Source organism: Bradyrhizobium sp. 14AA, assembly GCF_054185205.1.
In genome coordinates, this window is sequence record NZ_JAVAYM010000001.1 from 158287 (window position 1) to 173604 (window position 15318).

The window sequence follows — 15318 nt, forward strand, 5'->3', positions numbered from 1 at the left end:
TGCGTTCATTTCATCATTGTCGATCAGCGTGCGAGCGTCAGTTCCGAGAGCGGAACGGATTGACAGGTCAGGCACTGGTCGGCCGCGGCGTCCTCGCCGCCGAGCTGTGCGACGTTGCCGTCGACGACGCGCATCAGGCAGCTCTCGCACTGGCCGACCCTGCAGCCGCTCGGCAATGACAGACCGGCCGCCTGGGCCGCGTCGAGAAGCGTTCCGAGTTCCGGGGCCCAGGTGAAGCTCTTGTCGCTGTCCGCGATGTGGATAGTCTGGGGCTTCAGTGTCCGCGGCACTATCGGCGGCGAAGCGAAAGCTTCGGTGAATATGTCGAAGCGCGGCACGCCCCGCTCGATCAACCGGGTCGTCAGCGACGTCGTGAAGTCTGGCGAGCCGCACAGATAGGTCAGGGGTCTCTGCGGCAGCAATGGATCAATTGCCGACAGGTCCAGCCGGCCCGGATAATCGTAGTCCCCAGGGCAGCGATCTTGCGCACGTGGCGCCGAGTACGCCGTGACAAGCTCGAGCTCCGGCAAGAGGCCCGCGAGCTCCTGCAACCGCCGGGCAAAGGCATGCTCGCCGCCATTGCGGCAGCCATAAAGCAGCAGAACCCGTGGAATGCGCTCGGCTGGTTGCTGTCTCGCCAACGCTTCGAGATGACCCATAAAGGGCGTGATGCCGATTCCTGCAGCAAGAAAGACTACCGGCCGTCGTCCGGTTAGCGGTGGCGTGAAAATGCCCTTCGGCGATTCAATCTGAACTTCATCGCCGACCACCAGACGATGGACGTGATCGGACAGGCGAGCCGCACCGCCGGCAAAAGCGGAGTCGGAGCGGCGCTTCTTGACCGCGATCGACAGCACATTCCGGCCCTCGTGGCCGGTCAGTGAATAGGCACGGGCAAGATCGAGTCCTGGCAGGCTTAGCAGGACGTGTTGTCCCGGACAAAATGCAGGAAGCGCACCGCCGTCGCGTGGCGCTAGGTCGATCGCGACGACGTCGTCAGCTTCGCTGCGAATGGCGGCGACTGCGAAGCTGCGCTTGCTGGTCCAGTGACCGCAGCTCGCAACCTCATCCTTGCGGATGTCGCAAGTCGTAGCGCGCAGCGGTACCGAACCGCTGACCGGATCGCGTGTCACATCGCTCAAGGCATCGTTCATATTCGACGTCGGATATCCGGCGGACGACATCGCATCACGTCCCAGCGGAGGACAATCCTCCCACCAGCCGAACTCGGCGACGGCGACGCGATCGTCGAGGGCTTCGTTCAGCCGCACGCGCAGCCGGACGTCGCCGGCCAAGGTTGTGACGATAGCCCAGTCACCGTCCTTCAGGCCGCGCCCAGCGGCTAGCGTTGGGCTGATCTCGACAGCAGGATCAGGCGTCTTCCTGCGAAGGGAGGCGACGTGACGATGCGAGCTGTGCACGAACCAGCCGCTTTTGGCCGTCGTGAGCACCAGTGGAAAGCGGCTGTCGGCGCGCTCTGCGAGTGGACTTTCGGCGGGCTCGACATGGCCTGGTAACGGCGCGTAGCCATGTTCGAGCATCAGTTCCGAATAGATCTCGACGCGGCGTGTGGTTGTGGCAAAGCCCGCGACCGTGCCGTCCTGTTGCGGCAGCCCGTATTTTTTGTGGCGCAGGAGCTGTGGGAAACGTAGGCCTTCGGGATGCCGGCGCAATTCTTCGACTGTCACACCGAGAGGGGCGAGCTGATAATTCCAGCCGGCGTGAATGTCGCCGCCGAAGAACTCATCGGCAAGGCCCAGCCTGACCGCAAGATCGGCTGCAATCTCATAGTCTGCTTTGCAGGCGCCAAGCCTCGGCAGCATCTGGGGGCGGAACTGGATCGTCTCGACTGCTTCTTGTGTGATCTCGAAGCCGATTTTGAGGGCATCTCGTTCCCACGGCATGTTGGCCGGTAGCAGGATGTCAGCGTTTTCGCCGGTCGGGTTGATGAACATGTCGACATGGACGTGGAAATCGAGCGCGCGCAGCGCCTCGCGATTGCGGGAAGAAGCGCCCTGCGACACGATGAAGTTGGTACCGAAGCTCATCAGCGCCTGGACCCGGTATGGTTCGCCGGTCAGAACCGCACGGCTGAAATCCCGTGCGGTGATCCATCCATGCCGCGGCGGGCCGAGCGGTAGTTCGTTGAGGCCCAGCGCCTTGGCTTTCTGCTCGGGCGGCAACAAGGCATAATCGTTGACGGTGCGTGTTGGAGGCGGTGCCGGCCAGACATTCCCTCCCGGGATATCGCAGGCGCCCGTGAGCGCGTAGAGCGTCGCGATTGCGCGCTCGATCATGGTCGCATTGGTGTGCTGACCAACGCCAGTCCAGGAATGATATGCGAGCCGGGGGCTGTTCTCGAATAGCTCATAGAAGGCTGCGATCTTGCCGGCGCCGAGCCAGGTCAATTCGGCCACGCGAGCGATGGTGTAGGGAGCGGCCTCGGCCCTTAGAAGATGGAAGGCTGTCGCTGCAGCGATCGTACGGCCGTCCCGCGCGGTGAGCATAATCCGGGCGTCCAATTCGCAGGACGCATCATCTTGCGCTGCCGCACGGGTATCGACGGCACGCGCCACTCCGGATCGGTCCAACGTGACGAAATTGTCGTTTGATTGATCGGCCCAGAGTTCGTTCGCCCGAATGAAGCGGCCTGTGCCAGTATCGAGCAGCAACGGTCCGTTGGTCCAACGCCTCACGAAGTCTGCGTCGTACGTTTCCGTCGTGATGAGGTGTCGAATTGCGCCCATCGCCAGCGCGCCGTCCGCACCGGGACGGATGCGCAACCAGACGTCGGCTTGTTGCCCGGATCCGTTCGGCTTGGGATCGACTACTGCAACGCGCGCCCCGCGGCGCCTTGCATCTGCAACGCGTGTGGCCTGGGCAAGCCAAGTGCGGGCCGGATTATGACCCCACAGCACAATGGCATCGGCACGCTCGTAGTCGGGAACGCCGATACCGCGTCCGAAGGTCAAGGCATGGGCAAAGTCCTTGTGCCAACCGCAGATTTCGATCGCGTAGATCAGGTTTGGGCTGCCGAAGCAGCGGATGAAGCGCTCGACCCATTCGGAACTGTCGACCATGGGTGTACCGCTCGGCGTGGTGAGGGCGAAAGCAACTGCTTCGGCGCCGGACGTCTTGCGAATGTCGCCCAGCTTTTGGGCGATCTCGTCGAAGGCCTCGTCCCACGAAATTTCGATCCAGCCGGGATCCGCAGCGTCCCGGGGCGCGGTCCGGCGAAGGGGCTGGGTCAGACGGCGCGGGCTGTGCACCATCTCAGGCGCGGCGCGGCCTTTCGCGCAAAGCGCTCCGCCCGTCGGATGGCCGTGCAGGGGCTCGACACCTATCAGCCGCCCGTTCTCGATCACTGTGGTCGAGCCGCAGCGGGATCGGCAGAGTGTGCAATAGCCGGGTACGCGCTGCATGAGAGGGCTCACACCGTCCAAAAGGCCAATAGTAGTGCATTACTGTAAGGCGCTACATAAGCATCACCTGGGGTGTATCCCTCGTCAAGCCCTTTTATTGTGCTGTGGCAAAACCTGACTATTGTGCCGGCGACGAGCCGGATGATTCCGGGGCCGGCGAAGCGGGATGGGAATGGACCAGAATTTACGGGAGCAGGTGCTACAGCAGGTGCGCGCGGAGATCATTTCCGGCCAGAGCATGCCGGGATCGATGTATTCGGTGCCGACGCTGGCCGCGAGTCTCGGTGTGTCGAGCACCCCGGTCAGGGAAGCGCTGCTCGAGCTGGCGCGCAGCGGATTGATCGAGCCGATGCGCAATCGAGGCTTCAAGGTGGTTGAGCCGACGCTGACCGAGCTCCGCAATTTGTTCGATCTAAGAGAGGTGCTGGAACTCCATGCGGCGGCGATCGTTGCGCGCAAGCCGAAGAAGAATCTCAGGAAGCTTATTCCCTTTGCCGATGAGGTTGCGCGCGCGGTCAAGGCGGAAGACATGAGGCTCTATCTCGAGGCGGATCGAAACTTTCACCGATTGCTGACGGCGGAGGCGGACAACGCACGTCTGACCGACATGGTGATGGGATTGCGTGATCAGATGCGGCTTTACGGCATCAAGTCGCGCGCGGGTCTTGCCCGCCAGAATGAATCCGCCGCCGAGCACTACCAGATCATTGAGCTCGCAATGGCCGGCAAAGAAGAAGCCCTCACCAGTCTTCTGAAGCGCCATATCAGGGCGTGGGAGCCGATCTTCGTCGAGGCCTTGTCCCGGATGGCCAACCCACGCGAGCCGATTGTCGCCAGTCGCGGTCACGGCCGATAGACGCCATCAGCGGTCGGCGGCGGTTTCAGCCAGCAGCCAATCGCGAAATACGACGAGGGGAGGGTGGCTCGACCGTTCCGGCGGCCAAACGAGATAATACCGTTCGGCGCTCTCCATGGGCAGGTCGAGCGCGTAAACCAGCTTGCCACTGGCCAACTCATCCTGGATCAGGAAAGTTGGCAACAGCGCGACGCCAACACCTACCATCGCCGCTTGGGCCACGGTGGCGAACTGATCAAAATACATCGTCTGTCCCGATCCGCCCGGCACGCTCTGGGCCTGGAACCAATGATCCCAGGCATTCGGGCGTGTCGATATGCTTAGCAGCGATGCTTGTTTCAGGTCTCTTGCTGCGCGAAAATCATGCTGCTGCTTCAGCGCGGGGCTGCATGCGGGGATGACCTCCTCCGCGCGCAACAGCACCATTTCCGCGCCGGGCCAGTCCCGCGGTCCAAAATGGATCGCGGCGTCCAGCGCTTCGGTGCGGAAATCGAAGTACGACAGGCGCGTTGCAAGGTTGATCGTGACGCCCGGATTCTTGGCCAGAAATTCGGGCAGCCGCGGCGCGAGCCAGCGCGTGCCGAAGGTGGGCAGGATCGCGAGATTGAGCGTGCCGCCGCGGGGATTGGCGCGCAGATTGAATGACGCTGTGCTGATCTTGCGCAGCGCATCGCGGATATCGCGTGCATAGGCTTCGCCAGCCGCGGTCAGGCGGATGGTCTGGCGTTCGCGGGCGAACAGCTCTACCTCGAGCTGCTCCTCCAGCAATTTGATCTGCCGACTGACGGCGCTCTGGGTCAGGCTGAGCTCGCGTGCGGCCAATGTCACGCTCCCGGTTCGCGCGGCAGCTTCGAAGGCGGCAAGCAGTGCGGTGGACGGAAGAAAGCGGCGCGATGTTAGCATCATATTCCGAAATGGAATGAACTGTTGAGCAATCATTGTTTGATTGCACTGAAAACACAAGGATAATCGAAATCAAAGATACGTAAATGGCATGAATTCGACGAGGCGCTATAGGCCTCGGCTCAGCGAGGAGATAGCGATGGCCGTGCGGCCGATCCGATCCGACGACATCCGCACCATGTTCTCACGTGCGATGTCTGAGATGTACCGGGCCGAGGTCCCCCAATATGGCGCGCTCCTGCATTTGGTCGCCGAGGTCAATGCTGCAACGCTGCGCGCCGATGCCGGATTGAGCGCGAGCCTCAAACAGAACGGCGAAGCGGAACGGCTGAGCATCGAACGTCACGGCGCCATCCGGCTCGGCACCGCACAGGAGCTATTCGACATTCGGCGTGTCTTCGCCGTGATGGGCATGCATCCGGTCGGCTATTACGATCTGTCCGTCGCTGGAGTGCCGGTGCATTCGACCGCGTTTCGCCCGATCAAATATGAAGCGCTCCGTCAAAATCCGTTTCGGGTGTTCACGTCGTTGTTGCGTCTCGACCTTATCGATGATGCTGCGCTTCGTGCTGAGGCTGAAGCTGTCCTGGCCGCGCGCCGGATATTTACGCCGCGCGTGCTCGAGCTGGTGGCGATCTGCGAGGCCGAAGGCGGTCTGACGCAGGAGCGGGCGGAGGAATTCATCAGCGAGGCGCTGGAGACGTTTCGCTGGCACAGCGATGCAACGGTCAGTCTTGCGATCTATCGCAAGCTGCACGACGCTCATCGCCTGATCGCCGATGTCGTCAGCTTCCGGGGGCCGCATATCAACCATCTCACGCCGCGTACCCTCGATATCGACGCCGTCCAGGCGGGCATGCCTGGCTATGGGATTGCGCCCAAGGCCGTAATCGAGGGGCCGCCGCGGCGCAAATGTCCGATCCTGCTGCGTCAAACAAGCTTCAAGGCACTGGAAGAGCCGATCGCTTTCAAGGACGATGTTGGCGAAGGCGTCGAGGGCACGCATACCGCGCGTTTTGGCGAGATCGAACAGCGCGGTGTGGCGCTCACCGCCAAGGGACGCAGGCTCTACGACACGCTGCTGGCATCCGTCCGCCGCGATGTTCAGGTCGGCGCGGCAGGTGCGAACGCAGGCGAATATGGAGCGGAGCTGTCGAGACGGTTCGGGTCGTTTCCCGACGACTGGACCGAACTCCGTGCCCAGGGGCTGGCGTTCTTTCGCTATTCGGTGACAGAAGCCGGGATTGCGCAACGCGAGGGTTCGGTATCCGCCATGTCGGTCGATCAATTGGTCGCGACAGGTTATCTTCGTGTTGATCCGATCGTGTATGAGGACTTCCTCCCGGTCAGCGCCGCCGGCATCTTCCAGTCCAACCTCGGCGACGAGGTCCAGAAGAGCTACGCCGCGGATTCGAACCGGGCTGCGTTCGAGGCGGCGCTGGGGGCGGCCGTTCACGATGAGCTGGAACTCTATGCGCAACTAGAGAGAGCCTCGATCGATCGAGCGTTAAATGAGCTCGGCTTGTCCAAATCCCGACTCCAGGCGACCGCGTGAGGAAGGAATAAACATTGACGAAAGCACCACTTCAGTTGGATCAAGAAACGGTCTCGCGCGCATGACCAGCGCGACTGCGACCATCCAAATCAACGCCGAGCTTCGGAAAACCGCTATGTCCGTCACGAACACACAGGCCCGCAACCTCGATCTCGCCATGGAAACTGATGCGCTTCTTGCGACACTTGGTGTCGGTCGGGGCAGCTACACGAAGGGCTCCCTCGCGGTGCGATCGCCGATCACCGGCGAGGTCATCGCGGAGGTTGAGGAAACCAGCGTCGCGGGAGCTAACGCTGATATCGAACGTGCAGACGTGGCTTTTCGTAGCTGGAGATTGGTGCCGGCGCCGAAACGCGGCGAGTTGGTGCGGCTGCTGGGCGAGGAACTGCGCGCCAACAAGGATGCGCTCGGCCGACTGGTCTCGATCGAGGTCGGCAAGATCACATCCGAGGGCCTCGGCGAAGTCCAGGAGATGATCGACATCTGCGATTTCGCAATGGGTCTGTCGCGCCAGCTTTATGGTCTCACCATCGCGACCGAACGTGGCGAACATCGCATGATGGAAAGCTGGCATCCGCTCGGCGTCACCGGCATCATCTCCGCGTTCAACTTCCCGGTTGCCGTGTGGGCCTGGAATGCCGCGCTGGCGCTGGTATGCGGCAACAGCACCGTGTGGAAACCGTCGGAGAAGACCCCGTTGACCGCGCTCGCGACCCAGGCGCTGTTCGAGCGCGCGCTGGCGCGCTTCAGGCAGGACGGCGGCAGCGCTCCGGAAGGACTTTCGGCCGTGTTGATCGGCGGCCGTGACATCGGTGAGACATTGGTCGATCATGCCAAGGTGCCACTGGTATCGGCCACCGGATCCACAGCGATGGGCCGCGCGGTCGGCCCGCGCCTTGCCAAGCGTTTCGCGCGCTCTATTCTCGAACTTGGCGGCAACAATGGGGCGATCATCGCGCCCACCGCCGACCTCGACCTGACGCTGCGCGGTGTTGCGTTTGCGGCGATGGGTACTGCCGGTCAGCGTTGCACGACGCTGCGCCGATTGTTCGTGCACGAGAGCGTCTATGACGGTTTCGTGCCGCGTCTGATGCGCGCCTACGCGTCGGTGACGGTCGGCAATCCTCTCGAAAGCGGAACGCTGGTTGGCCCGCTGATTGACGGCGCAGCCTATCGAGGCATGCAGAGCGCGCTCGAAGGGGCGAAGGCCGCAGGCGGACAAGTGCACGGTGGCGAACGCGTCGCGGTTGAAGGCGCTTCCGACGCCTATTATGTCCGCCCGGCACTGGTCGAGATGGCGACGCAGACGGGGCCGGTCGAGCAGGAGACCTTCGCGCCCATCCTTTACGTGATCAAATACAGCGATTTCGATGCCGTGCTCGCCATGCACAACGCCGTGCCGCAGGGGTTATCGTCGTCGATCTTCACCAACGATCTGCGCGAGGCCGAAACCTTCCTGTCGGTGCGCGGCTCCGATTGTGGCATCGCCAACGTCAATATCGGCCCGTCCGGCGCGGAAATCGGCGGCGCATTCGGTGGAGAGAAGGAAACCGGCGGCGGCCGCGAATCCGGCTCCGATTCGTGGAAGGCCTATATGCGCCGCGCCACCAACACCATCAATTACGGCCGGACGCTGCCGCTTGCGCAGGGCGTCAAATTCGACGTGGTCTAAGAGAGGCGCAAAAGACGTGAATGCTCCCTTTGCAACATGGTCGCTGTTCCGACCCTCAAGCCGCCTGTCGGCGATCGGCGTATCGGAGATCTTGAAGATCACCGGCCTTGCCACGGAGCTGAAGCGAGAAGGGCGGGACGTCATCGTGCTCGGCACCGGCGAGCCCGATTTCGACACGCCCGATCACGTCAAGGACGCAGCGGCGCGCGCCATGCGGGCAGGCGCGACGAAATACACCGCGCTCGACGGCACGCCCGAATTGAAGGTGGCGATCCGTGCAAAGTTCAAGAACGACAACGGCCTCGACTTCGCACCCGACGAGATCACGGTTGCAGCCGGGGCGAAGCAGATCCTGTTCAACGCCATGATGGCGACGCTCGATGGGGGCGATGAGGTCATCATCCCGACGCCCTATTGGGTGACCTATGCCGACATCGTGCTGATCGCAGGCGGCAAGCCGGTGCTGGTCCCCTGTCAGGAGGCTAACGGCTTTCGCCTGACGGCGGACGATCTGGCGCGGGCGATCACGCCGCGGACCCGCTGGGTGATGCTGAACTCGCCGTCGAACCCGTCCGGAGCTGCTTACGCAGAGGCCGACTATAGACCGCTCCTGGATGTTCTGCTCGAGCATCCGCATGTCTGGTTGATGGTCGACGACATCTACGAGCACATCGTCTACGACGACTTCCAGTTCACCACACCGGCCGCGATCGCGCCCGCGCTGCGCGATCGTATCCTCACCGTCAACGGCGTCTCCAAGGCGTACGCGATGACGGGCTGGCGCATCGGCTATGCGGGCGGTCCGCGTGCGCTGATCCGGGCCATGGCGGTGGTGCAGAGCCAGTCGACGTCGTGTCCGTCGTCGATCAGCCAGGCCGCTGCGATTGCCGCGCTTGACGGTCCGATGGACATCGTGAGAGAGCGATGCTGCGCCTTCCAAGCCCGGCGCGATCTCGTCGTCGCGGCGCTGAACGGGATCGACAGCATCACCTGCCGCATGCCGGAAGGCGCGTTCTATACCTTCGCAAGCTGCGCGGGATTGCTTGGCCGCACCACGCCGGATGGCCGGCGCATCGCGACCGACACAGAATTCGCCGAATATCTCCTGCGCAGCGTCGGCGTCGCCGTGGTGCCGGGATCGGCATTTGGGCTTGCGCCGTACTTCCGGATTTCCTACGCCACCTCGACCGCTGAACTTGAGGAGGCCTGTTGGCGCATCGCCCATGCGGTTGGCCGGTTGGGCTAGAGGGAGCTTCCTGATGCAGGGCGATCCGACATCGCACGGACTATGGGAGTTGACGGCGCCGGCCGCGCCTCAAACCGCGTCTCTGGCCGGTGAGTTGGATGTCGATGTCGCCATCATCGGTGGTGGATATACCGGCCTGTCGTCGGCCCTTCACCTTGCCGAGGGCGGCGCGTGCGTCGCCGTCCTGGAGGCGTCGGAGATTGGCTTCGGTGGTTCGGGACGCAATGTCGGCCTGGTGAATGCCGGGATGTGGGTGATGCCGGACACGCTCGCTGGCGCCCTCGGCGAAACTTTTGGCGAACGCCTGATCGAACTGCTCGGCAGTGGGCCGCAGAAAGTGTTCGACTTGATCGAAAAGCACGACATAGCATGCGAGGTAGAACGCACGGGCACGCTGCATTGCGCCGTCGGCCGCAAGGGCCGCGAAGAGATCGAGGCGCGGGCCAAGCAATGGCAGCGGCGTGCCGCGCCGGTCGAGGTGCTCGGCACCGACGAGACGCGGCGCAAGATCGGCGGCGGTGATTATACGTGCGCCCTGCTCGACAAGCGCGCCGGCACGATTCAGCCGCTCGCCTATGTGCGCGGCCTGGCGCGCGCCGCGCTTGCGGCGGGGGCGGCGATATTCACCGGGAGCCCGGTTGTTTCCGCCGTCGATCATGGCGCGCGCTGGATGGTTGCCACGGCCTCGGGCTCGGTGCGCGCCGATTGGGTGATCGTCGCCACCGATGCCTATGCGCGCGGGCCGTGGTCGCAGGTCCGGCAGGAACAAGTTCATCTGCCTTACTTCAATTTCGCGACCCGACCCTTGTCCGACAATTTGCGCGCGTCGATCCTGCCGGAGCGGCAGGGCGCCTGGGACACGAAGCAGGTGCTCAGCTCGTTCCGCTTCGACCGCGCCGGCCGTCTTGTCTATGGCAGCGTCGGCGCGCTGGAGGGAAGCGGCGCTGCGATCCATCGCGCCTGGGCGATCCGCTCGTTGCGCAAGCTGTTTCCGCAACTTGCCGAGATCGAATTCCAGGCCGGCTGGTTCGGCATGATCGGCATGACGTCGGATAATCTGCCACGCTTTCACAAGCTCGACCGGAATGTAGTTGCGTTCAGCGGATACAATGGTCGCGGCATCGCGCCGGGCACGGTCTTTGGTGGTGTTCTGGCATCCTATGTGCTGGGGCATGTTGCAGAGCAAGACCTTCCGCTTCCGATCGCTGCGGTCGAGGCACCGCGCTTTCGCGCAGCACGGGAGCAGCTCTATCGTACAGGATCGCAGCTCGTTCATTTGACCGAAGCTCGTCGCTGATTTCGATAGCACCAGCACGTTGGCGTCCATCCGGAGGTGTTGCATTGTTTAAAGGCGGCGCGGGCGGCACGGACCTATGAAGGCAAGGCCGCTGCGCGCCGTTCTCTCCATCTCAACGCAGGCGACAGCGCTCGCTTTGACAGCAAGATGGGTGTGCGCCATCATCTCGCGCAGCGAAGAGGATCCGGAGATCGTCTGGGCCTGCACGGGTCTTACGTCGATTGAAACGAGAGGGAAAGTTGTTGCATTATTATTCTGCGGCCGAAGTCGAGGCGAGCCTCGATTATCCCCGGCTGATCGACGCACTGGGCAGTGTTTTCCGGCAGAACGGTGAGGCCATGCCAGTGCGGCAGAGCCATGAGGTCGGGCAATCCGGCAGTCCTGGTCACCTCTTGCTGATGCCGGCTTGGGAGCGTGGAAAGGCGCTCGGCGTGAAAGTCGTCACGGTGTTTCCAGGCAATGCCTCACGTGGTCTCGGGGCGGTGTCATCGCTCTATATCCTGTTCGATGGCGCGACCGGACAGCCGCGTGCGATGATCGACGGCGAGGCGCTGACCAACCGTCGCACGGCCGCCGCCTCTGCGCTCGCCTCGCGGCATCTCTCGCGCGAGAACAGCGCGACGCTACTCCTCATCGGGACCGGCCGCGTTGCCGCCTGCCTGCCTAGCGCACACCGCGCCGTGCGGCCGATCCGGCAGGTGCTCGTTTGGGGTCGCGATCCGGAGCGCGCCTCCAAGCTTACGAGCACCTTTTCCCAGCAGGGATTCGATGCGGCGCCCGTCGACGACCTGCCGGCGGCGATGGCCAAGGCGGACATTGTCAGTTGTGCCACGACATCGACAGAACCGCTTGTAAGGGGCCGGCATCTGCGGCCCGGCACGCATCTTGATCTCGTCGGCGCATTCACGCCCAAGATGCGTGAGAGCGATGACGAGGCGGTTTGCGGCAGTCGTGTCTTTGTCGACACCTATGGCGGGGCGCTCGCCGAGGCAGGCGATCTGCTCCAGCCGATTGCGGCAGGCCGCTTTCAAGCCGACAAGGTCTGCGGCGATCTGCACGAGTTGACCAGCGGCGCTCGTCCCGGCCGTGTCGATGAGCAAGAGATCACGCTGTTTAAGTCAGTCGGAGCGGCGATTGAGGATCTTGCGGCCGCCTCCCTGCTTGTAGGCGGGTAGGATCCTGGCTCGTGGAGAGACTTCCTGAGCTTTGTCGCGCCGAAAGAAACGATGGATTGATGAAAAGGATTGTGGTCCACGGGAAACAAAGCTGATCGCTCGCTTGGTAGCCCCCGCGCCGTCAACAAAGTTCCGCGATCGCTTCGGAAGTGGACTGCCGCCTGAGCCGTCCGGCTACAAGACCGTCCGCTCTTGGCGCAAAGTGGGCTATAATTCGTTGGCGTCGATCTTCTTGGCTGTAGTTCGCTCAAACTGGCCCATGATGGATTGGAGCGAGAGTTCAAATTCTTCAAACGGTTAGAAGACGGCGTGTGCACGACGTGTGCACCGGGAGATCAAGGAAAGTCGCAACCTGAGCCAACATGACCGCACCAGCGCAGGTCAATCCGTCAGGCGCGGTTGTGAAGAGAGAGCATCGCTTGATTGCCTTCAAACGACCGGGCAGCGCCCATCATGCTGGAGGCCGACCGTCAGCTGATGGTGATCAATGCCCGGCGGATGGTAGCAAAGATCTCATCGATCTGTTCCTCGGCGATGATCAGAGGTGGGGAGATCAGTAGCGTGTCGCCGCTGCTGCGGATCAGGATGCCGTCCTCATAGCAGCGGCTCGCGCATTCGGCGCCGCGCGCGCCCGGCGCTCCCTCGCGCGCCTTCAGGTCGATCGCAGCCAATAGCCCGATGTTGCGGATGTCGACGACATGGGGAAGCTCGCGCCACCTTGCCGATCTCGGCTATCGCTATGATGCGAGCTTCCAGGACGACGACCATCCCTACCTGCTCGACGCCGACGGCGGCCGCGGCATGATCGAGGTGCCTCACGCGGAGATCCTGATCGACGCAACGCTCTACGCCCAGCGCCAGACGCATGACCGGGTCGTCAAGATGTGGCGCGAGGAGATCGAGGCGATGTATCGCGAGCGCTGCCTGATCGCGCTGACGCTGCATCCGCGCAGCGACTATGGCAGCGCACGGGCCAGCCGCATTGCCGCGCTCGACGGGCTGCTGTCATGGCTGCGTGAGCTCGACGGGGTCTCGTTCCTGACCTGCGAGGAGATCGCCGAGCGATCGCGCCTCTGAACCCCGGCCGTCCCGCCGGAAGCCAGGTGCTGTCGCGGAGCGCGCAACGCCGGCTCCGCTGCACAGTTTTGCTACACGTCCGATGCGAATTGCAGCAATCTTCGCTGCAACAACGCGCTTGACTTTGCCGCCGATCTCTACGACCGTATCGTCCGAGCGTTGGGCAGTTCGGCCCGTCAACGCAGCGAGCTTCAATCATTTCCAACATCACGCATAATCCGCGTGTTCGGTTGGCGGCAAGAGCGCCCTCGGCTTAACAGCCGGCGGGCGCTTTTTTGTTTTGGATCGAGTGATGGCGCGGACGCAATTTCGTATCGGCGTGATGTTCTCGACGACGGGATCGTACAGCGTCGTTGCGCGGTCGATGCTCAACGGAGCGTTGCTCGCATTCAGCGAGGTGAATGCAGGCACCCACACGATCTCGCTGGAGCCGGTCGTGGTCAATCCCTCCGGCGAGCTCGCGCAGTACCGCGCGCTCAGCCATGAACTCCTCAACTCGGGCGTTCGCCACGTCGTCGGTTGCTACACCTCGTCGAGCCGCAAGGAGGTCATTCCCTGTTTCGAGAAGTTCGACGGCATGCTCTGGTATCCATCGCACTACGAGGGGTTCGAGAGCTCCGACAACGTCATCTACACCGGGGCTGCGCCAAATCAGCACGTCCTCCCGCTGGTCGACTATCTCGCCTCGCGCGTCGGCAGCCGCGCCTTCTGCGTCGGGTCCAATTACATCTGGGCGTGGGAGAACAACCGCATCTTCCGCGAGGCGCTGCTTGCGCGCGGCGGCACCGTGCTCGCCGAGCGCTACCTCTCAGTGGGCGACACCGAGGTCGACCAGGTCATTGCCGCGATCATCGACCAGCGCCCGGACTTCGTCTTCAACAACCTGATCGGCACCAGCGCCTACGCCTTCTTTCGCGCGTTCCGGGCCGCCTGTCGCGCGCGCGGCATCGACCAAGCTGCGGAAATCCCGGTTGCGAGCTGCACGCTGTCTGAACCGGAACTGCCGGAGATCGGGCCGGATGCAATCGACGGGCATCTGTCGTCGAGCGTCTATTTCTCGTCGCTGAATTCGCCGGAGAATGCCGCCTTCATCGATGCCTACACGAAGTCCTTTCCGGACGGACCGGTCTCGTCGGCCGACGCCGAGTCGTCGTACAACGCCGTCAAGCTGCTCGCGGCGGCGTTGTCACAAGCCGGCACCGACGACGCGCGCACGGTGCGTGCCGCGGTTGCGGATCAGCGGCTGCGCGCTCCGCAAGGGGAGGTCCGTATCGACCGCCAGACCTTTCACGCTTGGCTCACGCCACGGATCGGCCGCTCGGCAGCGAACGGGCAATTCGAGGTGCTTCTGGAATCCCGCGAGCCGATCGCGCCCGATCCCTATCTCGTCCAGTCGTCGCCGCGCTTTGCCAGCGCAATGCGCTCTCCGCTTTTGAAAGTGGTGCAATCATGAGCTCTCGACTGCTGCAGAATTTCAAGGGCGGCCGTGCCATCGTCGTCACCCGGCGGGGCGGATGGGAGAGCGCGCTCGAAACGACGCTGGCCAAGCTCGGCGTCTCCACGGAATATCCGGAGATCATCGACGGCCGCGCGCAGATCGATGTCGCCGGCCTCCAGGCCGAGCGCGACATCCTGTTCGTCGACGGCGACCTCGAAGGCGCGGTTGCGATCGAGGTCAACCCGGCCTCGCGGCTGCCTCCGGTGCCGGTGATCGGCCTCGTCGGCGTCGAGGCACCGAGCCGGCTCAAGGCTCTCGTCAATCTCGGCGCGACGTCGTTTCTGCGCAAGCCGGTGCATGGCGGCGCGGTCTACACGTCCCTTTTCATGGGCATCAACCAGTTCCTGCTCCGCGCCGAAATGTACGAGCGCCTCCAGGGCCTCGAGGAGCGCCGCCGCGGCCGCCGCGCGGTGATCCGGGCCGTGATCCTGCTGATGCAGCAGGACGGTCTCGACGAGGAGGGGGCCTATTCCCAGCTCCGACGCGAAAGCATGCGCGCACGGCAGAACATGGAACTCTATTGCGAGGAGTTTCTGAGCAGGCGGGCGAAGCCGCCCGACACGTCCGGCCGCACAACCGGCATCATGCTGCAAGGCGGCAACAAGCAAGTCATCTAG

12 protein-coding genes are annotated in these 15318 nt (G+C 63.3%); 9 read left to right on the forward strand and 3 right to left on the reverse strand.

Annotated elements, in window-relative coordinates; genetic code table 11:
• Nucleotides 1–23: 23 nt before the first annotated feature.
• Complete coding sequence (locus tag RAD15_RS00645) at nt 24–3422, reverse strand: molybdopterin-dependent oxidoreductase (RefSeq protein WP_458173369.1); 3399 nt, start codon at nt 3420–3422, stop codon at nt 24–26.
• A gap of 166 nt (nt 3423–3588) precedes the next feature.
• On the opposite strand from RAD15_RS00645, the gene RAD15_RS00650 reads away from it, so the two are divergent.
• Entirely contained in the window at nt 3589–4278 is a 690-nt protein-coding gene (locus tag RAD15_RS00650) for a GntR family transcriptional regulator (RefSeq protein ID WP_458173371.1), read from the forward strand.
• 6 nt (nt 4279–4284) lie between these two features.
• Here the strand turns inward: RAD15_RS00650 and RAD15_RS00655 are convergent, their stop codons facing one another.
• On the reverse strand, nt 4285–5217 hold the full coding sequence (locus RAD15_RS00655; protein WP_458173373.1) for a LysR family transcriptional regulator: 933 nt from the start codon (nt 5215–5217) through the stop codon (nt 4285–4287).
• A 103-nt stretch (nt 5218–5320) separates the two neighbouring features.
• On the opposite strand from RAD15_RS00655, the gene hglS reads away from it, so the two are divergent.
• The 5 genes from hglS to lhpI all read left to right on the forward strand — a co-directional run bounded on the left by hglS (nt 5321) and on the right by lhpI (nt 12126).
• The gene (gene hglS / locus RAD15_RS00660) at nt 5321–6736 is read left to right on the forward strand and encodes a 2-oxoadipate dioxygenase/decarboxylase HglS (protein WP_458173375.1); all 1416 of its coding nucleotides are present in this window, start codon (nt 5321–5323) and stop codon (nt 6734–6736) included.
• A 115-nt stretch (nt 6737–6851) separates the two neighbouring features.
• Entirely contained in the window at nt 6852–8408 is a 1557-nt protein-coding gene (gene amaB / locus RAD15_RS00665) for an L-piperidine-6-carboxylate dehydrogenase (protein WP_458173377.1), read from the forward strand.
• Between the two features lie 16 nt (nt 8409–8424).
• Entirely contained in the window at nt 8425–9654 is a 1230-nt protein-coding gene (locus tag RAD15_RS00670; RefSeq protein ID WP_458173379.1) for a pyridoxal phosphate-dependent aminotransferase, read from the forward strand.
• Between the two features lie 13 nt (nt 9655–9667).
• The gene (locus RAD15_RS00675; RefSeq protein ID WP_458173381.1) at nt 9668–10951 is read left to right on the forward strand and encodes an NAD(P)/FAD-dependent oxidoreductase; all 1284 of its coding nucleotides are present in this window, start codon (nt 9668–9670) and stop codon (nt 10949–10951) included.
• A 242-nt stretch (nt 10952–11193) separates the two neighbouring features.
• On the forward strand, nt 11194–12126 hold the full coding sequence (lhpI, locus tag RAD15_RS00680; RefSeq protein ID WP_458173383.1) for a bifunctional Delta(1)-pyrroline-2-carboxylate/Delta(1)-piperideine-2-carboxylate reductase: 933 nt from the start codon (nt 11194–11196) through the stop codon (nt 12124–12126).
• 470 nt (nt 12127–12596) lie between these two features.
• Here lhpI and RAD15_RS00685 read toward each other — a convergent pair whose 3' ends face one another.
• Nucleotides 12597–12797: a hypothetical protein gene (locus RAD15_RS00685; RefSeq protein ID WP_458173384.1), complete on the reverse strand. Its 201-nt coding sequence runs from the start codon at nt 12795–12797 to the stop codon at nt 12597–12599.
• Between the two features lie 16 nt (nt 12798–12813).
• On the opposite strand from RAD15_RS00685, the gene RAD15_RS00690 reads away from it, so the two are divergent.
• From RAD15_RS00690 to RAD15_RS00700, 3 genes are all read left to right on the forward strand, one after another.
• Complete coding sequence (locus RAD15_RS00690) at nt 12814–13203, forward strand: hypothetical protein (RefSeq protein ID WP_458173386.1); 390 nt, start codon at nt 12814–12816, stop codon at nt 13201–13203.
• A 292-nt stretch (nt 13204–13495) separates the two neighbouring features.
• Nucleotides 13496–14656 (forward strand): transporter substrate-binding domain-containing protein, encoded by a 1161-nt coding sequence (locus tag RAD15_RS00695; RefSeq protein ID WP_458173388.1) that lies wholly within the window; start codon nt 13496–13498, stop codon nt 14654–14656.
• Nucleotides 14653–15318, forward strand: coding sequence for an ANTAR domain-containing response regulator (locus tag RAD15_RS00700; RefSeq protein ID WP_458173390.1), 666 nt, complete (start codon nt 14653–14655; stop codon nt 15316–15318). Before RAD15_RS00695 ends, RAD15_RS00700 begins: the two co-directional genes overlap by 4 nt.